This is a genomic window from Lentzea waywayandensis (genome assembly GCF_900115955.1).
Lineage (GTDB): Bacteria > Actinomycetota > Actinomycetes > Mycobacteriales > Pseudonocardiaceae > Lentzea > Lentzea waywayandensis.
This window is the reverse complement of the sequence record NZ_FOYL01000010.1, coordinates 1-23797: the sequence shown is the minus strand read 5'-3', so window position 1 is coordinate 23797 and position 23797 is coordinate 1. Positions and strand designations below refer to the sequence as shown.

18 protein-coding genes and 1 rRNA gene are annotated in these 23797 nt (G+C 68.1%); 11 read left to right on the top strand and 8 right to left on the bottom strand.

The genetic code is table 11. The features are described from left to right. Positions 1-25 precede the first annotated feature (25 nt). Positions 26-451: an RICIN domain-containing protein gene (locus BM417_RS31640; RefSeq protein WP_093602172.1), complete on the top strand. Its 426-nt coding sequence runs from the start codon at positions 26-28 to the stop codon at positions 449-451. Here the strand turns inward: BM417_RS31640 and pip are convergent. Beyond that, a complete protein-coding gene (gene pip / locus BM417_RS31635) occupies positions 448-1389 on the bottom strand; it encodes a prolyl aminopeptidase (RefSeq protein ID WP_093602170.1) in 942 nt (313 codons plus the stop codon). The two genes, BM417_RS31640 and pip, sit on opposite strands and share 4 nt — an antisense overlap. 18 nt (positions 1390-1407) lie before the next feature. Between pip and BM417_RS31630 the strand changes: the two genes are divergently transcribed. Beyond that, positions 1408-2265, top strand: coding sequence for a glutathione S-transferase family protein (locus BM417_RS31630; protein ID WP_093602168.1), 858 nt, complete (start codon positions 1408-1410; stop codon positions 2263-2265). Between the two features lie 8 nt (positions 2266-2273). Here BM417_RS31630 and panB read toward each other — a convergent pair whose 3' ends face one another. Continuing rightward, positions 2274-3128 (bottom strand): 3-methyl-2-oxobutanoate hydroxymethyltransferase, encoded by an 855-nt coding sequence (gene panB, locus BM417_RS31625; protein ID WP_093602166.1) that lies wholly within the window; start codon positions 3126-3128, stop codon positions 2274-2276. 125 nt (positions 3129-3253) lie between these two features. Between panB and BM417_RS31620 the strand changes: the two genes are divergently transcribed. Next, positions 3254-3616: a VOC family protein gene (locus BM417_RS31620; protein WP_093602164.1), complete on the top strand. Its 363-nt coding sequence runs from the start codon at positions 3254-3256 to the stop codon at positions 3614-3616. Here the strand turns inward: BM417_RS31620 and BM417_RS31615 are convergent. Continuing rightward, complete coding sequence (locus tag BM417_RS31615) at positions 3594-4433, bottom strand: alpha/beta fold hydrolase (RefSeq protein ID WP_093602162.1); 840 nt, start codon at positions 4431-4433, stop codon at positions 3594-3596. The two genes, BM417_RS31620 and BM417_RS31615, sit on opposite strands and share 23 nt — an antisense overlap. Between BM417_RS31615 and lysX the strand changes: the two genes are divergently transcribed. The 3 genes from lysX (at position 4395) to BM417_RS31600 (ending at position 9376) form a co-directional block, all read left to right on the top strand. Further along, positions 4395-7697, top strand: a complete 3303-nt coding sequence (gene lysX / locus BM417_RS31610) for a bifunctional lysylphosphatidylglycerol synthetase/lysine--tRNA ligase LysX (RefSeq protein ID WP_093602160.1) — start codon at positions 4395-4397, stop codon at positions 7695-7697. The genes BM417_RS31615 and lysX overlap by 39 nt on opposite strands. A 66-nt stretch (positions 7698-7763) precedes the next feature. Continuing rightward, on the top strand, positions 7764-8843 hold the full coding sequence (locus tag BM417_RS31605) for a helix-turn-helix domain-containing protein (RefSeq protein WP_093602158.1): 1080 nt from the start codon (positions 7764-7766) through the stop codon (positions 8841-8843). A 50-nt stretch (positions 8844-8893) separates the two neighbouring features. Continuing rightward, positions 8894-9376 (top strand): hypothetical protein, encoded by a 483-nt coding sequence (locus BM417_RS31600; RefSeq protein ID WP_143138877.1) that lies wholly within the window; start codon positions 8894-8896, stop codon positions 9374-9376. Positions 9377-9378: 2 nt separating this feature from the next. Here BM417_RS31600 and BM417_RS31595 read toward each other — a convergent pair whose 3' ends face one another. The 3 genes from BM417_RS31595 to BM417_RS31585 are packed head-to-tail and all read right to left on the bottom strand — an operon-like array spanning position 9379 to position 12990. Further along, positions 9379-10029 (bottom strand): response regulator transcription factor, encoded by a 651-nt coding sequence (locus BM417_RS31595; RefSeq protein ID WP_093602154.1) that lies wholly within the window; start codon positions 10027-10029, stop codon positions 9379-9381. A 2-nt stretch (positions 10030-10031) separates the two neighbouring features. Then, positions 10032-11222 carry a sensor histidine kinase gene (locus BM417_RS31590; protein WP_093602152.1) on the bottom strand — a complete coding sequence of 397 codons (1191 nt, stop codon included), beginning with the start codon at positions 11220-11222 and terminating at the stop codon, positions 10032-10034. 55 nt (positions 11223-11277) lie between these two features. Continuing rightward, positions 11278-12990, bottom strand: a complete 1713-nt coding sequence (locus tag BM417_RS31585; RefSeq protein ID WP_093602150.1) for an NAD+ synthase — start codon at positions 12988-12990, stop codon at positions 11278-11280. 29 nt (positions 12991-13019) lie between these two features. On the opposite strand from BM417_RS31585, the gene BM417_RS31580 reads away from it, so the two are divergent. Continuing rightward, positions 13020-14582: an alpha/beta hydrolase gene (locus BM417_RS31580; protein ID WP_093602148.1), complete on the top strand. Its 1563-nt coding sequence runs from the start codon at positions 13020-13022 to the stop codon at positions 14580-14582. Continuing rightward, positions 14582-16105 (top strand): alpha/beta hydrolase, encoded by a 1524-nt coding sequence (locus BM417_RS31575; RefSeq protein ID WP_093602146.1) that lies wholly within the window; start codon positions 14582-14584, stop codon positions 16103-16105. Before BM417_RS31580 ends, BM417_RS31575 begins: the two co-directional genes overlap by 1 nt. On the opposite strand, the gene BM417_RS31570 is transcribed toward BM417_RS31575, so the two are convergent. Next, positions 16060-17574, bottom strand: coding sequence for an MFS transporter (locus tag BM417_RS31570; protein ID WP_093602144.1), 1515 nt, complete (start codon positions 17572-17574; stop codon positions 16060-16062). The two genes, BM417_RS31575 and BM417_RS31570, sit on opposite strands and share 46 nt — an antisense overlap. Further along, positions 17574-18209 (bottom strand): LppX_LprAFG lipoprotein, encoded by a 636-nt coding sequence (locus BM417_RS31565; protein WP_093602142.1) that lies wholly within the window; start codon positions 18207-18209, stop codon positions 17574-17576. The genes BM417_RS31570 and BM417_RS31565 overlap by 1 nt, the downstream gene beginning before the upstream one ends. Before the next feature lie 41 nt (positions 18210-18250). Between BM417_RS31565 and BM417_RS31560 the strand changes: the two genes are divergently transcribed. From BM417_RS31560 to BM417_RS31550, 3 genes are all read left to right on the top strand, one after another. Continuing rightward, on the top strand, positions 18251-19594 hold the full coding sequence (locus BM417_RS31560; protein WP_093602140.1) for a glutamine synthetase family protein: 1344 nt from the start codon (positions 18251-18253) through the stop codon (positions 19592-19594). 18 nt (positions 19595-19612) lie between these two features. Further along, positions 19613-23140, top strand: a complete 3528-nt coding sequence (locus BM417_RS31555; RefSeq protein ID WP_143138876.1) for an FkbM family methyltransferase — start codon at positions 19613-19615, stop codon at positions 23138-23140. Positions 23141-23621: 481 nt separating this feature from the next. After that, positions 23622-23797, top strand: a 16S ribosomal RNA gene (locus tag BM417_RS31550); the annotation flags it as partial.

The window sequence follows — 23797 nt, the reverse complement described above, 5'->3', positions numbered from 1 at the left end:
CCCGACGCTGACAGGATTCTCGCCCATGGGGAAACTAGCCGCGATCATCGCGACAGCCGCCGCCACCGTCACGCTCACCGCCATCCCGGCCAGCGCCGAACCCGTTGTCGTCTACCAGCTCGCCGGTAGCACCCGCTGCCTCGCCGACACCGGCAGCAACGTCGTTCTGAGGCCGTGCAACGAACTGGCCGACGAGCAGCGCTGGATCGTCCCGATAAGCGGTGGCGTCGACTGGCCGCACAACATGGCCACCGACAAGTGCCTGGGCGCCACCGCGTCCGGTGACGTGCTCGGCCAGGCCTGCACGACGAGCGCCAACCAGCGCTGGCGCCGCGTCGCGTCAGGTACCTCGTTCCAGTTCCGCAACGTCGGCACCAACAAGTGCCTCACCGCGCAGGTGGCGGTCGAGACCTGCACGACGTCCAGCGCGAAGTGGATCGGTCTCCGCTAGTCGCGGAACCGATCCGTCGCTGCCAGCAAAGCGGCGAGGATGCCGGGCTCGTCGTACGCGTGCCCGGCATCCGGCACCAGCACCAGTTCCGACTCCGGCCATGCCTGGTGCAGGTCCCACGCCGACACCGCGGGCGTCGCGACGTCGTAGCGGCCCTGCACGATCACGCCGGGAATGTCCTTCAACCGCACCGCGTCCCGGATCAGCTGACCCTCCTCGAACCAGCCGCCGTGCACGAAGTAGTGGTTCTCGATCCGCGCGAACGCCAGCGCGTACTCCGGCACGGCGAACTCCGCCACCAGCTCCGGCCGCGGCAGCAACGTCACCGTCGCGCCCTCCCACGTGCTCCACGCGACCGCCGCCGGCCCGTGCACCTCGGGGTCCTCGGAAGCCAGCAACGTCGCGTACAGCTCGACCGGGTCACCCGAGAGACCGGCGAGCGGAGCCATGAACTTCTCCCACAGGTCGGGGAAGAGGTTCGCCGCGCCGCCGCGGTAGTACCAGTCCACCTCGGACGAACGCAGCGTGAAGATCCCGCGCAGCACCAGCTCCGACACGCGCGAGGGATGCTTCTCGGCGTACGCCAGCGCCAGGGTCGACCCCCAGGAGCCGCCGAAGACCTGCCACCGGTCGATCCCGAGTGACGTCCGCAGCAGTTCCATGTCGGCCACGAGGTGCCAGGTCGTGTTCAGCGACAGATCGCCGGACATGGACGCGTGCGGCAGCGAACGTCCGCAACCGCGCTGGTCGAACAGGATGATCCGGTAGGCGGAGGGGTCGAAGAGGCGCCGGTGCGACGGCGAGCAGCCGCCGCCGGGGCCGCCGTGCAGGAAGACGACGGGCTTGCCGTCCGGGTTGCCGCACTCCTCCCAGAACACGAGGTTGCCGTCGCCGGTGTCCAGGTGGCCTGACGCGTGGGGCTCGATCTCCGGGTACATGGGCCTATCGTCGGACACATGGCGCAGTTCTCGCAGGAGACCTCCACCACGGGGGCGTTCGTCCGGCAGCCCAACCGCTTCACCGCGCGGCCAGAACCCGAACCCGGCCGCTATCGGCTCGTCGTCAGCCTCGCCTGTCCGTGGGCGCACCGCGCGGTCATCGTCCGCAAGCTCCTCGGCCTCGAAGACGACATCTCACTGGCCGTCGTCGACCCGATCCGCGACGAGAAGGGCTGGCGTTTCCAGGGAACCGACCCGGTCCTGGGCATCGACTACCTCAAAGAGGCCTACGACAAGGCCGACGGGAGCTACGAGGGCCGGGTGACCGTCCCGGCGCTGGTCGACACCACCACGGGCGAGGTCGTCACCAACGACTACCCGCAGATCACCCTGGACTTCAGCCTCAAATGGCGCCCGGAGAGCACGCTCTACCCGGAGCACCTGCGCGAGGAGATCGACGCCTGGATCGAGCCGATCTTCCACCACGTCAACAACGGCGTCTACAAGGCCGGTTTCGCCACGTCACAGGAGGCCTACGAGCAGGCTTACACGGCCCTGTTCACCGGACTGGACCGCATCGAGGAGCACCTGACCGACCACACCTACCTGGTCGGAGAGCAGCTCACCGAGGCCGACATCAGGCTCTGGACCACGCTCGTCCGGTTCGACGCGGTCTACCACGGCCACTTCAAGTGCAACCGGAACAAGCTCACCGAGATGCCGAACCTGTGGGCTTATGCGAAACGCCTCTTCGCGCAATTCGGCGACACGGTCGACTGGGATCACATCAAGCGCCACTACTACGTGACGCACCACGGCATCAATCCGACCGGAATCGTGCCTGCGGGTCCAGACCCGGAGGTCTGGACCCGCTGAACGAACGATCAGTGGAAGGTGTGCTCGGGGCCGGGGAACTGGTGCCCGCGCACCTCGTTGGCGAACTCGGAGGCTGCGCCGAGCATGACGTTGCCGATGTCCGCGTAGCGCTTGACGAACCTGGGTGCCTTGCCGCGGTTCAGGCCCATCATGTCCTGCCACACCAGCACCTGGGCGTCGGTGTCCGGACCGGCGCCGATGCCCACGGTCGGGATGACGAGGTCGTGCGTGATCTGCTTCGCGACCTCGGCGGTCACCATCTCCAGCACGACGGCGAACGCGCCCGCCTCCTGCACGGCCAGCGCGTCCTGCACCACGACGTCGTGGTTGTCGTGACGCCCCTGCACGCGGTAGCCGCCCAGCTGGTGCTCGGACTGCGGGGTGAAGCCGATGTGCGCCATGACCGGGATGCCCGCGGCGGTGATCGCCCGGATGTGCGGCGCGAAGTACGCGCCACCCTCCAGCTTGACCGCGTGTGCCTGGCCTTCCTTCATGAACCGGACCGCCGTCGCGACGGCCTGCTCGACCGACACCTGGTAGGAGCCGAACGGCAGGTCAGCGACAACGAGAGAACGCTTGACCGAACGCGTCACCGCACGCACCAGCGGTACGAGTTCGTCCACCGTGACCGGCAGCGAGGTCTCGTTCCCGTAGACGGTGTTCGACGCCGAGTCGCCCACCAGCAGGACGGGGATGCCGGCTTCGTCGAAGATCGAGGCGGTGAAGGTGTCGTACGAGGTGAGCATGGGCCACGCCTCGCCACGTTCCTTCATCTCACGCAGGTGATGAACGCGGACCCGCTTGGCCGGGGGCTTCTGGCCCGCTCCGGAGCCGTAGGGCGCGGAAACATCGGCATTGGTCATCGTCGACCGTTCCTTTCCTTGAGGCCCACGTCGGTGGGTCCCCAGGCGCTTGGTGCACGGTTGCCGAACACCAGAGTGGCACCGTCAGACGGAAACGGAATGCAGATGCGGTTACCGTCACACGCGTGGCCGCACGAATCACTGAACTGGTACTCGACTGCACCGATCCCGAACGCCTTGCCGCCTTCTGGGGAGAAGTTCTGGGCTACGAGATCCTCGATCGCGACGACGTGTCGGTCGAGATCGGACCGAAGGACCAGCGCACGACGCTGCTGTTCCTGCGCAACCCCGACCGCAAGCTCCAGAAGCTCCGCCTGCACATCGACGTGCGGGCGACCGACCGCGAGCAGGACGAGGAACTGGAGCGCCTTCTTGCGCTCGGAGCCACGCGGGCCGACATCGGTCAGGGCGAGAACGTGAGCTGGTACACGCTGCACGACCCGGAGGGCAACGAGTTCTGCCTGCTCAGTGGTCGGGTAGACCCCTGAGCACCTCCCGGACGGCCATGACCACGGCGTCCGGGCGGTCCATCTGAATCATGTGCCGACTGCCGGGCACCGGCACGTTGCGTCCCCACGGCACGAGGGCGGCCAACGACCGGTGCTCCGGCCACACCTTCCGTCCGGCCGTGAGCACGAGGAACGGCACGCGCGGCAACGGCCGGCGTGCCCGCAGCCGTTCGAGCGTCGCCACCTGGCCGGGGTACGACGCGAGCTCCCACAGCACCGCCCGCCCGACACCGGGCCGCCGGTAGACGAGCTCGACCAGGTCGGAGGGCGCCGGATCGGTCATGCCGAGCGTCGAGACCGCGGTCAGCAGGTTGCGGAACGAGTGCCCGAACCGCCGCGTGATCCGGGCGCCGAGCCAGCGGCTGCCGATGGCCCGCATGCCCTGCGCGATCATCGCGGACGGGTCGAACGGGGCTCCCGCACCGGGCGTCTCGGCGTCCGGATCGAGCAGGATCAGTCCGCCGACCCGGTGCGGCCGCAGCCTCGCGTAGGCCTCGACGTGCATCGACGCCATGGAGTGCCCGACCAGGATCGCCCGGGGCACCCCGCGCAGCACCGCGTCGAGCACCGCCACCTCCCGCGCCAGCGACGGCCCGCGCCGGGCAGGACCGCTCAGCCCCAGGCCCGGCCGGTCGAACACGATCACCCGTGCGAGTGGTTCGAGCAGGCGCACGGTCCGGTCCCAGTCGAACCAGGCCCCGCCCAGGCCTGAGCTGAGCACCACGACGGGCGCCTCGACACGCCCGGAGGACGCGACATGCACTCGTCCGGCCGAAGACGGAATCATGACGGTCATCGGCTGACCTCGGGAGATGCAGTGGCACCGGCGTGGAAGTGGAAGACCGCGGGCACGATCGCGACGATCGTGCAGCTCGCCGGGGCGTTGTCGCTGCTCAGAGTGATCCTGCCGGAGGACAGCTGGTTCACCGACGTCGCGGACGGCATCGGGTACTTCTTCGGTCTGCCGATCGACGGCAACCTGTTCATCGCCATGGTGTTCTTCGTGCTCGGCGCCGCCCTGCGCAGGCACAAGCGAGCGGCGCTGTGGACGCTGCTGCTGTTCCAGGTCATGGGTCTGCTGCTGGTCGGCTTCATCATGGTCATCCTGGCCCTGGCGCCTGAAGAAATCCTGGATGAGGGCGAGAAGCCGCACTGGGTGTTCCTCGGCGTCGGGATGACGACCTCGCTCGTGTTCGTCGTGCTGTTGTTCGTGGTGCGCGACGCCTTCCCGGCACGGGTGGCGCGCGGTGCGTGGCGGCAAGCGCTTGCGTCGTTCGTGCTGGGCATGATCGCGCTGGTCCTCCTCGGCTGGGGGCTCACCGAGATCTTCTCCGGCAAACTGGTCGAGCAACTCGACAAGGTCGCGTGGGCGGCGAACCAGGCGACGGGTGAGGTCGTCCGGCTGGGCCGCCTCGACATTCCCGAAGGCCCGCAGTGGCTCAGCGTGCTCCTCGGTCTGGGCGGCACGCTCGTCGCGGCCCGCGGGATGTACATCTTCTTCCGCGGCGTCCGGTCGCAGAGCATGATCACCGGCGAGCAGGAGCTGGACGTGCGCCGGCTGCTGGCCGCGGAGGGCGAGCCCGACTCGCTGGGCTACTTCGCGACCCGGCGCGACAAGAGCGTCGTGTTCGCGGCGTCCGGGCGGGCGGCGTTGACGTACCGGGTGATCGGTGGCGTGACGCTGGCGTCGGCCGACCCGATCGGCGACGAGGAGCACTGGCCGGAGGCCGTGCTGGCGTGGCTGTCCGAGGCGCGCACCTACGGCTGGATGCCCGGGGTTCTGGGCGCCTCCGAACGAGGTGCGCAGGTCTACTCCGACGCCGGGCTCAAGGCGCTGGAGATCGGCGACGAGGCGATCCTTGACGTCCGCGAGTTCAACCTGGCCGGTCCGGAACGGCGCGGGCTGCGCCAGGCGGTGTCGCGCGTCGAACGGGCCGGGTACACCACTCGCGTCCGCAGGCACAGCGAGATCGCGCCGGACGAGATGGCGTCCATTCTGGACCTGGCGGAGGCGTGGCGCGGCGCCGAGACCGAGCGCGGGTTCTCGATGGCGTTGGGGCGCCTGGGAGATCCGAGCGACGGCCGGTGCGTGATGGTCGAGGCCTATGACGAGTCGGGTGCCCTGCGCGGCCTGCTGTCGTTCGTGCCGTGGGGCCGCCGGGGCGTGTCGCTGGACCTGATGCGCCGCGACCGCGGCGCCGAGAACGGCCTCAACGAGTACATGGTCGCCCAGCTCGCGGCCGCCGCCGGACACCTTGGCGTGCAACGGATCTCGTTGAACTTCGCGATGTTCCGCGCGGTGTTCGAGGAGGGCGAGAAGATCGGCGCCGGCCCGGTGCTGCGGGCGTGGCGGCGGGTGCTGTCGCTCGCCTCGCGGTTCTTCCAGCTGGAGTCGCTGTACCGGTCGAACGCCAAGTACCTGCCGGAGTGGGAGCCGCGTTTCCTCTGCTACCAGCGCTCCCGCTCGTTGCCGCGGGTCAGCATCGCCGCCGGTGTCGCCGAGGGTTTCGTGCCGTCGCTGCGGTCGTTGCGCAAGCGGGCGTTGCAGAAGACGGACGTGAGCTCCGAGTTCGCGCTGAAGGTCGCCGAGATCGACGCCATCCGGGTCGAACCGAAGGCCGTGCGCAGGCCCGAGCAGGTCCGGGTGCGGATCGCGAAGGTCGAACGGCTCCTGTCCCGAGGTGTCGACCCGTATCCGGTCGGGTTCTCCCGCACGGATCTTCTTGCCGGGGCACGGGAACGCTTCGGCGAGGACGTGTCGGTCACCGGACGCGTGGTGGCGTTGCGGGAGATGGGCAAGCTCTGCTTCGCGCGGATCCGGGACTTCAGCGGCGAGATCCAGCTGATGCTGACCGTGGACGCGCTGGGCGAGGCGTTGGCGTCGTGGAAGTCGGACGTCGACCTCGGCGACCACGTCGGCGTGACCGGACGGGTGATCAAGTCCGACCACGGCGAGATCTCCGTGCTGGCCTCGTCGTGGACGATGACCGCGAAGTGCCTGCATCCGTTGCCGGACAAGCGGAAGGGCTTCACCGACCCGGAGGCGCGCGTCCGCCAGCGCTACCTAGACCTGGTGGTGAACCAGGACTCGGCGCACCTGCTGAAGCTGCGCAGCGACGTCATCCGCAGCGTGCGCGAGTTCCTGCACTCGCAGGAGTACCTCGAAGTCGAGACGCCGATGCTGCAGGCGGTGCACGGCGGCGCGAACGCCCGGCCGTTCGTGACCCACATCAACGCCTACGACATGCGCATGTACCTGCGGATCGCGCCGGAGCTGTACCTGAAACGGCTGTGCGTCGCGGGCGTTGACCGGGTGTTCGAGCTGAACCGCAACTTCCGCAACGAGGGCGCGGACGCCACCCACAACCCCGAGTTCACGATGCTGGAGGCCTACCAGTCCTATGCGGACTACCGGGTCATGCTCGACCTGGTCCGCACGCTGATCCAGCACGCGGCGCGCGAGGCGTTCGGTTCCGAGGTGGCGCACCGCCCGGACGGCATGTTCGACCTCTCGGGGGAGTGGCCGGTGATTCCGGTCTACACGGCGGTTTCCGAGGCTTTGGACGCGGTGGTCACCCCGGACACGTCGGTAACGGAGCTGCGGTCACTGCTGTCCGCGCGAGACGTGGAGATCAACGACGACTGGGACCACGGCCAGCTGGTGCAGGAGGCGTACGACTCGTTCGTGGAGGCCTCCACCGTGGGCCCGACCTTCTACATCGACTTCCCGACCTCGGTGTCGCCGCTGACCCGCCAGCACCGCGTCGACCCGCGCCTGGCCGAGCGGTGGGACCTCGTGGCGTTCGGCGCGGAGATCGGCACCGCCTACTCGGAGCTCACCGACCCGCTGGAGCAGCGCCGCCGGTTGGAGGCGCAGTCGTTGAAGGCCGCGTCCGGTGACGTCGAGGCGATGGAGCTGGACGAGGACTTCCTGCGCGCGTTGGAGCACGGCATGCCGCCGACCGGTGGGCTCGGCATGGGCGTCGACCGGTTGCTGATGATGCTGACCGGCACGTCGATCCGGCAGACCGTGCTCTTCCCCTTTGTTCGTCCGATGTAGCACCTGATCCGGTCACGTTCTGTGGTCAAGTGTGACGCGGCTATCAAATTGTGCGAAAATCGCACCATGGCGGAAGTGCGAGAGTGGAGCGAGGTGGGCGAGCGGGTACGCGACGCCCGAATCGGTGCTGGGTTCTCCCAGGCCGAACTCGGCGCTGCGCTATCGCTCGATCGAACCATGATCGCGAAGATCGAAGCCGGCACGCGCAAGGTCGACGCATTGGAGCTGACCAGGCTCGCTGCCGCACTCGCCGTGCCGCTGGACTTCTTCCTGCATCGTGCTCCAGCGGTGTTGTCCAATCGTGCGGAGCTGACCGAGGACACCTCCACTGACGCGGGCCGACAGGCTTATCGCCTGGAAGCACAGCTGGAAACGTGGGCGCGGGATGTCCGGCAGCTGCTCGACTTCGGCACGCTCTCCGCGGCCAGGATCTACCGGTCCGAGGGTGCGGCCGACGAAGACGCCGCGAGGCTGGTGTCCTCCCGCTTCAGATCGCACTTCGGCCTGCGGCTCGACCCGATTCCCACTCTCATGGACGTCTGCGAGAGCGCTGGGCAGTTCGTGCTCGTAGCTGATCTTCCAGGTGAAGGCGCATCGATGGTGGTCGACGACGAACTGGCGGTGGCGGTGGTCAGCCGGTCGGGAGATCCAGGTCGACGCAGGGCGACAGCGGCACACGAACTAGGGCACATGGTGCTCGGCGATGCGTACTCCAACGACATCGGCGTCCACGCTTCCCAGCGTGACCGAGAGTCGGTGGTCGATGCGTTCGCAGCCGAGCTGTTGCTTCCCTCAGAGGTGGTGTCGAGGGTGAACGGGCGAGCGGGCCTGGTTGAACTCGCTGCTCGTTACCGCACGTCATGGTCGCTCGCGACGCGCCAAGCAGTGCATGTTGGCGCGATCAGCGCTGACGAGGCCCACACGTGGAACCAGCAGAGACCGACCAGGGCGGAGCTGATGAATGCGATCGGGTGGGCTCCTCAGCCCGATCTTGAAACAACCAGAGTGCCGCGTCACTACGCCACAGCGGTGATGGAATCGCTCACGCGCAACATGGTGACACCGTCGCGCGCGGTCGAGCTCATGCATGGTCAGCTCGTCGAGAGCGATCTACCTGTGGCTCCTGAGGACGAAGTCGCACCATGACACGGACTGAACCGCTGGTTCTGGACACGATGTGTTTGTCGCACTTCGCCTTGATCGAGCGGCTGGACGTTCTCGGTGAGTTGTTGAGCAGCAGGGAATGCTGGACGACGGCGATCGTCAAGGGCGAACTGGCCCGCGGTGCCAAGGACCGCCCGCTGCTTCGCAACTCGCTCGACCTGCCATGGCTTCACGTCGCCGCGCTGGATGAACTTGACGAGATCCTGCTCTTCGCGAAGTGGTCGAGGCTGATCGGTACGGCCGAGCGCGACCATGGAGAAGCAAGCGTTTTCGCGGTCAGCGAGCTGCTCGGCGGCATCGCGCTCACCGATGACCAGAAGGCGACCAAAGTCGCCCGCGCCAACGGATTGAACGTGCACGGCACGATCTGGTTGCTAGCTCAGCTGTGCCGCGACGGCAAGATCACCGAGGCGGGTGCGGGCAACCTGATCGACATGCTGCGTGAGAGCGGCATGAGGTTGCCCTGCACAGGCGCACAGTTCGGTTCGTTCGGGACAAAGCACGGCTTGCTGTGATCTCAGTGATCCAGGTACGCGAGCACGGCCTGCACTCGTCGATCGCCTGAACCGTCCTCGCTGTTGAGACCGAGCTTCAGGAAGACGTTGCCGATGTGCTTGTGCACGGCTCCCGCGCTGAGAACGAGCTTCTCGCCGATGGCGGCGTTCGACAGCCCTTCCGCCATCAGCCCGAGGACCTCGCGCTCGCGCGGTGACAGCACGCTGAGCGCGTCGTCCGCCTTGCGCCGCACCAGAAGCTGCGACACGACCTCGGGGTCGAGCGCCGTGCCGCCGTTCGCGACCCGGTGCAGCGAGTCGAGGAAGTCCGCGACCTTGCCGACGCGTTCCTTGAGCAGGTAGCCGACGCCGCCGCCTCCCGCACCGGCGAGCAGTTCGTGCGCGTAGCTCTGCTCGACCCACGCACTGAGCACCAGCACGGCCAGCTTGGGGTGCCGTCGTCGTGCTTCGACCGCGGCCCTGAGGCCTTCGTCGGTGAACGTCGGCGGCATCCGCACGTCGACCACGGCGATGTCCGGCTCATGTTCGGCCACGGCCTTGAGGAAGTCGTCCGGGTTGTCTGCGGCCGCGGCCACGTCCAGCCCTTCGTTGCGCAACAACAACGTGAGCCCCTCGCGGAGCAACGCGTCGTCCTCGGCGATCACGATGCGCATGGTCACCTCCCCACCGGCAGCACGACGGTGAGCACAGTGGGCCCACCCTCGGGACTGCTCATCTCCGCGCTGCCGTCCAGCGCCGCCACCCTGCCACGAATGCCTACCAACCCGGTCCCCTGCTTCTCGTCCGCGCCACCCTTGCCGTCGTCGTGCACGAGAACGGTGAGCTGATCATCGTCCACTCCAAGACTGACCCAGGCATGCCTGGCGCCGCTGTGCTTGGCCACGTTCGTGAGCGCCTCGGCCACCGCGAAGTAAGCCGCCGCCTCCACCGCCGCGGGCAACCGCCCGAGATGCTCGGCCGTGAGCACGCACGGCACCGGACACCGCGCCGCCAGCGCCTGGATCGCCCCGTCCAGCCCCAGATCCTCCAGCACCGGCGGATGAATGCTCCGCACGACGTTCCGAAGCTCTTCCAACGCCTCGCCCGCCGCGTCCTGGGCCCGCAGCAGCGCCTGTGCCGCGTTGTCCGGGTTCTGCTTGAGCGTCCGCTCCGCGATCCCGAGCATCATGACCACGCCGACCAGCTTGTTCTGCGTCCCGTCGTGCAGGTTCCGCTCGATCCGCCGCAGTTCCGCCCCGTGCGCCTGCAACGCGGCCGCCCGCGTGGCCACGACCTCGGCCAGCCGCTTCTCGAGCGACGCCTTGGGCGGTGCCAGCAGCTTCCGCGCCCATCGAGCGTCCACGTCCGCCAACCGGGGGAACTGGAGCAGGATCAGCGTCAGCACGATCCCGATCGGCACGCTCAGCAGCGCCTTCGGCCACGAGTCGACGTGCACCCCGAACGAGTTCTCGAACCCGCCAGGGATCGCCCACCAGATCAGCGGCACGAACGGTTGCTGGAGCAGCGCTCCGGGGACCCCGATCGCGATCGCCCCGAACACCGTCCCGAACAGGGCGTGCGTGATCAGCCACATCCCGTCGCGGCGGCTGTCCGGATCAGCCAGCACCCGCTGGGCCCGGTGCAGCCACGGCCCGTCGAGCGGCGGCGACGCCGGCACCCGGACCCCGGTGAACCGCGCGAGACGCCGCCGGTCGAGGTCCACGATCCGCCGAATCCAGGGCGCGGTGATCGGCAGCAACGGCAGCACGACCACGGACAGCAGCAGGACGCCGATGGCGAGCCACGACGCGATGGCCGTCAACAGGCCGCTCGCGAGGTAGACCAGCGCCGCCCAAATCCGTTTCATGCGGGCAAACGTATCGGTCTGACCAGGCACGGCGCGGTAGAGCAGGCTCTACGAATCAGCCCTCGCGCCATCCGTTGGTGATCGGCAGCCGCCGGTCCCGCCCGAAGGCCTTGTTCGAGATCTTCGTGCCCGGCGGGTACTGCCGCCGCTTGTACTCGGCCTTGTCGACCATCCGCAGCACCCGGTCGACGAGCTCCGGCGGGTGCCCGGCGGCCATCAGGTCGTCGTACCCGCGGTCGCCGTGGACGTAGTCGTCCAGCAGGGCGTCGAGCACCTCGTAGTCCGGCAGCGAGTCGGTGTCGACCTGGCCGGGGCGCAGTTCGGCCGACGGCGGCTTGGAGATCGAGTTCTCCGGGATGGGCGGGGTCTCGCCGCGCTTCTCCGCCTCGGCGTTGCGCCACTTGGCGAGGTCCCAGACCAGGGTCTTCAGCACGTCCTTGATCGGGGCGTAGCCGCCGACCGCGTCGCCGTAGATGGTCGAGTAGCCGACGGCGAGCTCGGACTTGTTGCCGGTCGCGAGGACGAGGTGGCCGTTCTGGTTCGACAACGCCATCAGCAGCATGCCGCGGCACCGGGCCTGGATGTTCTCCTCGGCCAGGCCGGTCAGCTTGAGCTGCGAGACGTACGTCGACACCATCTCGCCGATCGGCTCGGTGGTGAAGTGCAGGCCCGTGCGCACGGCCATGTCGGAGGCGTCCGAACGTGAGTGCTCGGACGAGTAGGAGGACGGCATCGAGACGCCGTAGACCGAGTCGGCGCCGAGAGCGTCCACGGCCAGAGAGGCCACCACGGCGGAGTCGATGCCACCGGACAGACCGAGCACCACGGACCGGAAGCCGTTCTTGTGCACGTAGTCGCGCAGACCGGTCACCAGCGCGTGCCACACCTCTGCCTCATCGGACAGCGGCTCGAACACGCGCGGCGCGGGCAACGGCTCGTAGGCCGCAACCGCGTCCGACAGGAACACGCGGCGCACGGAGAAGTCGCCGACCTGGCCCTGCTGGTAGTCGCGGCCGCCCGGCAGGTCGAAGTCCGCGAACATCAGGTGCTCGACGAACTGCGGCGCCCGCCCGATCAGCTGACCGTCGGCCGCCACGACGAGCGAGTCGCCGTCGAACACCAGCTCGTCCTGGCCGCCGACCAGGTTGCAGTAGGCGAGGGGCGCGCCGGCTTCGGCCGCACGACGCGCGACCAACGGCAGCCGCTGGTCGTCCTTGTTGCGCTCGTACGGCGAGGCGTTGGGCGAGACCACCAGGTCGACCCCGGCGTTGCCGAGGGCGGTGATCGGGCCGCCGTCCTGCCACAGGTCCTCGCAGATCACCATGCCGACCTCGACACCGTTGATCCGCACGACGTCCAGCGACGAACCCGGCTTGAAGTACCGGCGCTCGTCGAACACGCCGTAGTTCGGCAGGTGGTGCTTGTTCTGCCGCGCGACGACACGCCCGCCGTGCAGCACGGCGACGGCGTTGCGCGGGCCGACGGAGTCGTGCTCCAGATAGCCGACGACAGCGGCGATGTCCCCGAGGCCCGAGGCTTCCAGCGAACCCGCCAGCGCCTGCAGGGCCTCGCCCGAGGCGCGGGCGAACGACGTGCGGATCGCCAGGTCCTCGACCGGGTAGCCGGTCAGCACCATCTCGGGGAACACGACGAGGTGCGCGCCGCCCTCACGGGACTTGCGCGTCCACTCCACGACCAACGACGAATTGCCGGCAAGGTCACCAACAGTGGCGTTGACCTGGGCGAGCGCGATCCGAAGCTGCGGCATGCCCTCATCATCTCCCATACGATCGGGCTGTGGCCCGTCTCTTGAGCGTGTTGCTCGTCATTCCGCTGCTCGCGTCCTGCACGTCGATCATCGAAGGGACGTCCAAGCCCGGCGTCATCTTCGAGGAGACGGGACCGGCCGGCACCGTGCCCGCCGGTCTGGAGGAGTTCTACGGCCAGAAGCTCGGCTGGGAGAGCTGCGCTCCCTACGCCACGACCGGGTCGAGCCGGGAGGCGTACGGCACCAAGCGCGACGTCGAGTGCACGCGCCTGAGGGTTCCCCTCGACTACACGAAGCCAACCGGCGACACGATCACCATCGGCGTGCTCCGGTACAAGGCCACCGGGCAGAAGATCGGCTCGTTGCTCACCAACCCCGGCGGCCCCGGCGCGTCCGGCATGGCGTCGGCCGCGGGCATGATCACCGCCTACCGCAAGACCGACCTCGCGGCGAAGTTCGATCTCGTCGGATTCGACCCGCGAGGCATCGGCGCGAGCGAGCCGGCGGTCAAATGTCTGACCGGACCGGAGCGCGACGCGGAGCGTTTGGACCTCGATGTGGACACGAGTCCGGCCGGAATCGCCCAAACGGAGCAAGAGAACAAGGCATATGCCGAGAAGTGTGCCGCCGAGACAAAATTCGGTGCATCAATGCTCGCCAACTTGGGCACGCGGGACGTAGTTAAGGACATGGATGTCCTCCGCTCTGCGCTCGGCGACGCGAAGCTGAGCTACGTCGGGTACTCGTACGGCACCCGGATAGGCACTGAGTACGCCGAGACCTTCCCCCAGAACGTGCGCGCACTGATCCTCGACGGCGCAGTCGACCCCACCCAGGACCAGCTCGCGTCGCTGGTCGCCCAGGCAGCCGGCTTCCAGAAGGCCTTCGACGAGTTCGTGAAGTGGTGCAGAGGGAAGAACGACTGCCCTCTCGGCGACGACGCGAACGCGAGCTTCCGCCAGCTGACCACCCCGTTGATCCAGAAGCCGGTCACCGTGGGTGATCGCAAACTGTCGTACAACGACGCCATCACCGCCGCGATCCAGGCGATGTACTCGGAACAGCTCTGGCCGATCCTGCTCAACGGCCTCCAGGAGCTGAAGAGCGGCAAGGGCACGACACTGTTGCGCCTCGCCGACGCCTACTACGACCGTGACGACCAGGGCAGCTACTCGACCATCACCGATGCGTTCAACGCGGTGCACTGCGTGGACGACGCACGGCTGACGGACAAGAACGCGCTGCTCGAGACCGCGAAGCAGTACAAGGCGGCGGCGCCGTTCCTCGACGACGGCAACCCGCCGGGCGCTGCCCTCGACGCGTGCTCGTTCTGGCCCGCGCCGGTGAGCGCCACCATCGCGCCGCCCAAGGCAGACGGGATCCCGCCGCTGCTGGTCATCTCCACGACCGGCGACCCCGCGACGCCGTACGAGGCGGGCGTGAACCTGGCCAAGGCGCTCAACTCGCGGCTGCTCACGTTCGAAGGCGTCCAGCACACGGTCTTCCTGCAGGGTGACCAGTGCGTGGACGGCGCGGGCGTGAAGTACCTGATCGACCAGACATTGCCCGCTGACGGAACCCGGTGCGCCTAATGACGAAGAGGCGATCCCGAGTCACCGCGGCCTTGTTCGCCTTGATCGTTCTGTTCGGCACGTCCACGTCCTTCGCGCGCATCGACGGCTCGCCCGTCGCCGGCCGCAAGGGCATCGAGCGCTTCTACTCGCAGGTGTTGTCGTGGGGTGCGTGTCAGCCCTACGCGACCGATGCGAAGAGCAAGGGCCTGTACGAACGCGAGGGCATCCAGTGCGCGCGTCTGCAGGTCCCGCTCAACTACGAGAAGCCGGACGCGGGAACGATCACCGTAGGACTGCTGCGCCGGCCCGCAACCGAGAAGGACCGGAGGGTCGGTTCACTTGTGCTGAACCCCGGCGGTCCGGGAGGCTCGGGCATGGCGCACGTCGCGAACATGCAGCCGAACAACCCGGTCGGCAAGCGGTTCGACGTGGTGGGTTTCGACCCGCGCGGCGTGGGGGCGAGCCAGCCCCGCGTCCAGTGCCTGACCGACGCGGAACGTGACGCGCAACGGCTGCGGCCCAAGGGCGAGAGCGCGAACCAGACGGAACAGGAGAACAAGTTCTTCGTCGACCGCTGCGCCGAGCGCAGCGGCCTCGACCTGCTGCGCAACGTCGGAACCCGTGACGTCGTGCGCGACGTCGACGTGCTGCGCGCCGCGCTGGGGGAGAAGAAGCTGAGCTACCTCGGCTACTCCTACGGCACGCGCATCGGCACCTTGTACGCCGAGATGTTCCCTCGCAACGTGCGCGCGATGGTGCTCGACGGCGCGGTGGAGGTCGACGGCGACAAGGTGGCGGCGTCTGCCCGTCAGGCGCAGGGCTTCGAGGAGTCGTTCCAGCGGTTCGCGGGCTGGTGCGCGCAACGCGACTGTCCTATCGGGAGGGACGCGGGCACGGCGGAGTCCAAGTTCCGGCAGATGATCGAGCCGCTCAAGAAGACCCCGATGCAGGTCGGCGACCGCAAGCTGTCCCACTCGGACGCGAACACCGCCATCATCCAGGCGATGTACACCGACCGGCTGTGGGAGACCGCGCTCAAGGGCCTCCAGGAACTGCGGCAGAACAAGGGCACCACCCTGCTGCAGCTCGCCGACCAGTACCTCGGCCGCGCCCAGGACGGCACCTACAGCCGCATCCAGGACGCGTTCGTGGCCATCCGCTGCGTCGACGAACCGCCGATCAAGGACCGGGCCACCCTGGAGTCCAACCGTCGGAGGCTGTTGGAACTGCTGGGCAACGACACGATTCCCACCGACGAGACCGCGCTCGGCCCGTGCGCGTTCTGGCCGGCCCCGCACACGTCGGAACCGCATCCGCCGAACGTGAACGGGCTGCCGCAGGTGCTGGTGGTGTCGACGACCGGTGACCCGGCGACGCCCTACCAGTCCGGCGTGGACCTCTCACGTGCACTAGGGGCGAGGTTGCTGACGTACAACGGAAACCAGCACACGGCGTTCCTCGCAGGCATTGGCTGTGTGGACACCGTGGGCACGAACTACCTGGCGGACCTGCGACTGCCGGAAACAGACGCAGTCTGCTGAGCCCGTCCAGGCAGAAGGATCGAGCCCAGCGCTCCAAGCGCGCAAATCACCGCCGTGATCAGGAAGATCTCGTGGTACTCGGTGAGCAGCGCCTCGGTGAGCCCGCGCTGGTACTCGGCCATCTGCCGGTCGAACTCGGCTTTCTCGACGCCGAACGGCAGCGGCGTGTTCAGGCCTGCCGTGAGCTCGCGGAACCGGTGAAGTCCCCACGCGGACAACGCCGCCACACCGACGAGCATGCCCGTCATGCGCGCGACGACGACGAACGCCGACGCCACGCCGTGACGCACGGCGGGCACAACCCGCAGCACAGCACCGGACAATGGCGCGATGACCAGGCCCAGCCCGAAACCGGCGATGGCCAGGTCACGCGTGAGCACGAGCCCACTGACGTCAGCGGGCCACTGCGCGATGAACACGTACGACACCGACGCCATTGCGAGCCCACCGAAGGACACCCAGCGGTCGCCGAGCCGTGAGGCGAGGAATCCACCCAGGACAGCGCCGACCGGCAACGCGATCAGGAACCGCGTCAGCAACGTCGCCGCGGACGCCGAATCGCGGCGCAACACCGTCTGCGCGAACAACTCCACGTCGACCAGCGTCACCATCAGCGCGGCACCGGCGGCCAGCGACACCCCGAGCACGGCCCAGAACGGTCGCCACTGCACGCCATCAGGGTCGATGAGCCGCACGGCGCTACGGCGCTCCCACAAGAAGAAGCCGCCCAGCACGACAAATGCCGCGATCAGCGTCGGCCAGCCCCACGACGGGAGCACCGACTCGGCGGGCGTCGGGTTGTAGAGCGCCACGACCAGCAAAGACAACGCGGCAGCGAGCAACACCCCGCCCACGACGTCGATGCGCACCTCGCGCCGTGTGTTCGGCACGGACCGTTGCACGATCACCATCGCGATGACCGCCAACGGGATGTTCACCCAGAAAATCCACCGCCAGCTCTGCGGCTCCCACGCCTCGAACAACGGCATGGCGTTGAACAGCGACGCCACCGCGATGCCGTACAGCGTGCCGAGAACAGACCCCAACTCCTGAGCAGCGCCAACGGTCCCGAGAGCGGACGACCGCCGTCGCTCCTCCCACAGGTCCGCGACCAGCGCCATCGTCACCGGCAGCAACGCGCCACCGGCAAGGCCCTGCACGACCCGGCCCACGACCAGCAGGGGCACGTCCGCGGCCAGCGCCGTGATCACCGAGCCCACCAGGAACCCGAGCAGCGAGATCTGCAGCACGAACCGCCGCCCGAGCCGGTCCGACAGCTGCCCGAGCAACGGCATGCCCGCCACGTACCCGAGCAGGTACCCGGTGACGATCGGCGTCGCCTGCTCCAGTTCGTTCACCGCGATGCCGAGGTCGCGCACCATGTCCGTGAGGACACCGACGACGACGTACGCGTCGAGCGCGCCCAGCAGTACCGCCGCGCCGGACGCGGCGAGAGCGATTTTGCGCATTAGGCAGGCGCTGTCACAGTGACGGGCTTGTCGAAGTCGGTCAGACCGATGTCGACCTTCTGACCAGCCGGAAGCTCGAACAACGCGCTCTTGAGCTTGTTGTCCTTGTCGATCGAGAACGTCGCCTTCACGTCCGCGGAGATGCCCGGCACCAGCCCGGCCGCCACGTCCTTCGGCACCGTCGCCTCGACCACCGACACGTCACCGGACGACTTGGTCTTCGCGTCCTTGGAAGAAGAGAGCACCTTCGCGACGCCCTTCTCGGGGTTCAGGATCGCGGACGGGTCGTACACCTGGCCCGCGAACGCCGCTGGCAGCTTCGTGAACCCGCCGGTCGGGCCCTTGAAGTGCAGGTTTCCCCCGGTCAGGACGTACTCGATGGCCAGCAGCTGCCCGGCGAAGTTCACCTTCGCGGTGCCCTTCGAGTCACCGGCCGAGGTGAGGTCGCCGTCGGCCTCCTTCACCGGCACGTCCGGGAGCTCACCGTCGACCTTGATGGTGAAGTGGACGCTCTGGACCGAGCGCATCGATTCGGCCGACTTCGAGAGCAAGGTCGCACCATCGGGGAGATCTCCACCGGACGTGCAGCTCGTGAGCAGGGCGAGTGCGCAAACCAACAACCAACGGGCGGACATGCGTTGATCGTAGAGACTCCGGAGCCCTTAAGCTGCGCTCTATGGACCGCCAGCAGGAGTTCGTGCTCCGCACGCTCGAGGAACGCGACATCCGGTTCGTCCGGCTCTGGTTCACGGACGTCCTGGGCTTCTTGAAGTCCGTGGCGGTCGCACCGGCCGAGCTCGAGGGCGCCTTCAGCGAGGGCATCGGGTTCGACGGCTCGGCGATCGAGGGTTTCGCCCGCGTCTACGAGTCGGACATGGTCGCGAAGCCGGACCCCGGCACGTTCCAGGTGCTGCCGTGGCAGACGCCGGAGGGCACCAACTACTCCGCGCGCATGTTCTGCGACATCACCATGCCGGACGGTTCCCCGTCGTGGGCCGACCCGCGCCACGTGCTGCGCCGCACGCTGTCGAAGGCCAGCGAGGCCGGGTTCACCTGCTACGTGCACCCCGAGATCGAGTTCTTCCTGCTCAAGGACCTGCCCGGCGACGGAAGCGAGCCGATCCCGGCCGACAACGGCGGGTTCTTCGACCAGACCTCGCACGAGACCGCCACGCACTTCCGCCGCCATGCCATCGAGGCGCTGGAGGCCATGGGCATCTCCGTCGAGTTCAGCCACCACGAGGGCGCGCCCGGCCAGCAGGAGATCGACCTGCGCTACGCCGACGCGCTGACCATGGCGGACAACGTCATGACGTTCCGCTACGTGGTGAAGGAGGTCGCGATCACGCAACGCGTGCGCGCCTCGTTCATGCCCAAGCCGTTCTCGGAGCAGCCTGGCTCGGGCATGCACACGCACTTCTCGTTGTTCGAAGGCGACCGCAACGCGTTCTACGACGACGAGGACCCGTACCAGCTCTCCGACATCGGCAAGCAGTTCGTCGCGGGCATCCTGAAGCACGCGCGCGAGATCTCCGGCGTCACGAACCAGTGGGTCAACTCCTACAAGAGGCTGATCGTCGGCGGTGAAGCCCCCACGGCCGTGTGCTGGGGTCACGCCAACCGCTCGGCATTGGTCCGTGTGCCCATGTACTCACCGGGCAAGTCGTCGTCGCGCCGCGTCGAGGTCCGTTCGCTGGACTCCGCGTGCAACCCGTACCTGGCCTACTCGGTGATCCTGGCCGCCGGCCTGCGGGGCATCGAAAAGGGCTACGAGCTGCCGCCGCCCGCCGAGGACGACGTCTGGTCGCTGACGGATCGCGAACGACGCGCGGCCGGATATGCGAACCTGCCGCAGAACCTCGGCGAGGCGCTGACCGAGATGGAGAACTCGGAGCTGCTCCCCGAGGCGCTCGGCGAGCACGTCTACGACTTCTTCCTGCGCAACAAGAGGACGGAGTGGGACGCGTACCGTCGAAGCGTCACCCCGTACGAGTTGCGCACTCTTCTCCCCATGCTGTGAGGCGGATACGTGCTCTCCGTGACTGACGTACCCGAGTTCCAGCCGACGATCTGCGCGTGCACCGTTGCCACGGCGGCGGAGCTGCCCGCGGTCAAGGTCCTGTCCAGCTCGTTCCTCGCGGAGCACCCCGAGGGCCGGTTCGTCGCGCTGATCGTCGACGCGCAGCCGGAGCACGCGGGTCCCGGGCTGATCACGCCGATGGAGATCGGTGTCACCGAGGACGAGCTGCACGTGCTCGCGACCTCGCTGGACGCCGCTTCCCTGAAGGCCGCGATGGTGCCAAGGCTGCTGGAGGCGTTGCTGTCGCAGGGCATGCCCGTGCTGTACCTCGACCCGTGGGTGCAGGTGTTCGGGTCGCTCACGAAGCTCGTGCTGGAGGCGTTGCGCACCGCACCGGTCGTGATGGTGCCCCGCACGTTGCGGCCGTTGCCGTCCGACGGTCTTCAGCCCGGCCCCGCCGACCTGCACGACCAGGGTGCCTTCGACCCCGGGTTCATCGCGGTCGGCAAGGGTTCCGAGCCCTACCTGACCTCTTTGGACATGCCGGCGATCGTGCCGCATTTCGTCGTGCGCGACGCACGGCTCGGATTGTCCGTGTGGAACGTCGCGGACAGGCCGTTGCACCGCACCGAGTCCGGTTCCTTGGCCGTGGTCGGCCAGGACCTGCTGACCGTGCACTTCCGCGGGTTCGACCCGCGCCGGCCCTGGCTGCTGTCTGCCGACTTCGCGGAACGCCCCCGCGTGCTGCTGTCGGAGCACGCCGAGGTCGCCGAGCTCTGCCAGTCCTACCGCGCCGAACTGGTGCGAAGTGGTTGGTCCGCGGCGCCCGTGCCGTACCGGTTCGACTCCCTGATCGACGGGACCCAGATCCCGTCCGAGCTGCGGGCCGACTACCGGGCCTCCGCGTTGACGCCGCCGCCCGCGTTCGGTGAGGACGGTGGCGGCGGGTTCCTCATGTGGGCGTGCGAGGCGACCGAGCACGGTGGCACGCGCTGGGCCGACGCGGTGTGGCGTGCGGATGCCTCACTGCAACAGCAGTTCCCGGCGCCTTTCGCCGCGGACGCCGACGCCTGGCGCGAGTGGTGCTCCGGGGTCGGTGTCGCTTCCGGACGGTTGCCGGCGCCCGCCGTGCCGCAGCCCCGGTCGGAAGGCCCGGCACTGCTCGACCAGCTCGGCGTGTCCGTCGTGGGCTCGGGACCGCTGGCCGAGCTGATGCTCGCCGCCGCCCGTGCGTCCGGGCTGCCCGTGTCGGCCGCCGCGGGTTATCCCGTCGTGGTGCGCGCTTCTTCGGACGAGGTGCCTGCCGGACGGTTCGTGGTCGACGTCGCGTTGGACGCCACGGCTGCGGACGACCGCACGGGCGTGAACGAACTTTGGCTTTCATCTGACGTGTCGCGTGCCGCCGCCGAACGCATCGGCGGTCCCATCGTGCGTGTGGTGCCTGTGCCCGTGCACGACGTTGGCGCACGTGAGCACCAGTCCGGCGAAGTGGTGGTGTTCGCGGCGCTCGCGGACCACGATCTGGACAGGCCCGGCAACGTGCTGGGCGCCGTGTCGGCGTTCCTGACCGCGTTCCCCGACCGCACCGACGTCGAGCTGCGGATCGCGGTGTCCGGCGCGCTCGAGCACCCGGAGGCGGCCGAGCGACTGCGCCTCGCCACGGGTTCTGACCAGCGGATTTCTTTGATCGATGACCTCGACGTGGCGGCCGTCGCCGATGCCGTGGTGTCGCTGCACCGCGGTGGGGCGGACGACCGGATCGCGTTGCGCCTGGCCGAGCTGGCCGTGCGGGGAGTCCCCGTGGTGGCGTCGGACCACGGCGCCGTTGCCGAGCTGTTCGGCAAGACGGCGGTTCTCGTGCCGTGTCACCAGGGCGCCGAACCTGATGTGCAGGCCGCCGCGAAGCTGCTGCGTTCATTGGCCGATGACCTGCCCACGGCCGAGGCGCTCGGTGCGGCCGGGCGTGAGCACGTGTTGTCGGTGCGCTCGGTCGCACGCGTGGCCGAAGTCCTCCGTGAACGCGTCGAGCACGCGTACCGGGGATGGCGGGCACGCCGGCCGAAGCCGAAGGCCGAGGTCGACCCGATGCTCGCGCTCCAGTCGGCCAAGCACGCGTTACTGCGGCAGCCGACCGTGGACGGCCCTCATCGGACGCCGATGGCACCCGCGCTGCGCAAGGTCGTGTTGCGCGCGCTGGACCACTACGACAACCACATGCGCCAGGTGCTGCACACCCTGATCGACGGGGTCGAGCGCACGGTGTCCGAGCTGGTCAACCGGCAGGACGCGCTGAAGGCCGGCGTCGGAGCCGGTGAGCTGGAACTGCTCCGCGCCGAGGTAGAGCAGGTCGCGCAACGCCAGTCGCACTTCGCCGACCAGCTGATCGGCGTCGACGACGGGGTCGTGCGCGTGCGCGCGGACATGGCCGGTCAGGGCCGCCGGCAGCGCGACGTCGAGGACGCGGTCGTCGCCGAGGCGGCCAAGCGCGCGAAGTCGGACGAGGTGCTGGCCGAGCGGATCGACAAGCTGACCGTCGCCCTCGACCGGACCCTGGACCGGATCGACTCGCTGGAGTCGAAGGTCGTCGAGGTGTTCCGCGAGCGCGACACGCGCCTGGACGTCGCGATCCGTGCGGCCAGTCACGCCCAACAGACCGCGGACGCGTTGCGGCGCGTGGTCGTTCGTCAGCATGAGAACGCTGGTGACGCGCCCGCCGTGCGTTCGTCGTTGGTGTTGTGCGACGCGGGCATGATGCGGCTGCCCTCCGACGACGCGTTCATGCTTCCGCTGTTGTCGTCCAACGGCGTGTGGGAGCCGGACCTCGCGGAACTGCTCGACTCCGTGCTGGAACCGGACGGGATCTTCCTCGACGTCGGCGCGTACGTCGGCTACCACTCGATTCGGGTGTTGTCGCGGCTCGGGCTGATGGGCGCCGTTGTCGCCGTCGAACCTGACGCGTCCGCCGCCGCTCTGCTCAGGCACAACGTCTCGGCGAACCTTCCCGCCGCTGTCGCCGATCGGTTGACCGTGGTCGAGGGCGCCGCGTGGGAGAGCGCGGGCGAGCTCGCGGTGTCGCCGACGTTGACCGGCGGTGTGTCGGTGTCGCCGCTGGCCGCCGATGCCGGCGAAGACGTGGCACGGGTGAAGTCGGTGCGCCTGGACAAGGCGCTCGAGGAGATCGCCCTGGTTCAGGGGATGAAGCTCTCCGTCGTCAAGGTCGACACGCCTGGACGTGGGCATCGCGCTCTCGCGGGACTCGTCCGGTTGTTGCGTCGCGACAGGCCGCACGTGTTCCTCGAGTTCTCCGCGACCTCGACGGCGGACTTCGGTGACGATCCGGTGACGGTCCTCAAGGAGTTCGGCGTCTGGGGCTACGACCTGGTGCCGGTGGCGACCCGTCAGCCCGCCGCGCCGGACCAGATCGTGCGGGCGATGGAGGGACTTCGTTCCATCACCCTGTGGCTGCGTCCGCGTCCGGTCGGGGCCAAGCCGGCTGCTCCGTCGCCGTCCGTGCCGATCAAGCAGCCCGCTGACCAGGCGATTTGACTTTGATCCTCCCCATCAGTAACTTTCTCCAAGTCGCAAGCGAGACCCCGGAACGAGCGGTTGACACCGCGGATCGGGCCGGGTAAAGTCTCACGGCGTCAAACCCCCAGAAGTAAATGAACGGCCTAACGTGCTGTCCGGGATCTGAAAATGACCCCGATTTGACACCGGGAAAGCCTCTCAGATAACTTCTGAACCAAGCAAAAAACTGAATGCGAAGCGAGTTTGCGCCGAGCTAAAGAAGCCGAAACGGCCGATTTGACAAAGCGAAAACGAACTGGCTAAGCTTTCAACACAAGCCCCGAGAGAAAGCCTCCGGAAACGGAGACTGGAACCGGTGAGCGCGTGTTCTTTGAGAACTCAACAGCGTGCCGAAACACAGCCAGTAATATATGAATTACCTCCTCGTCGAGGTAGTTCCTTTGAGGCAAGACTAGATTGATGCCAGACATATTCCGTCTGGAGCGATCAAACACAATCCTTATTGGAGAGTTTGATCCTGGCTCAGGACGAACGCTGGCGGCGTGCTTAACACATGCAAGTCGAGCGGTAAGGCCCTTCGGGGTACACGAGCGGCGAACGGGTGAGTAACACGTGGGTAACCTGCCCTGTACTCTGGGATAAGCCTTGGAAACGAGGTCTAATACCGGATACGAC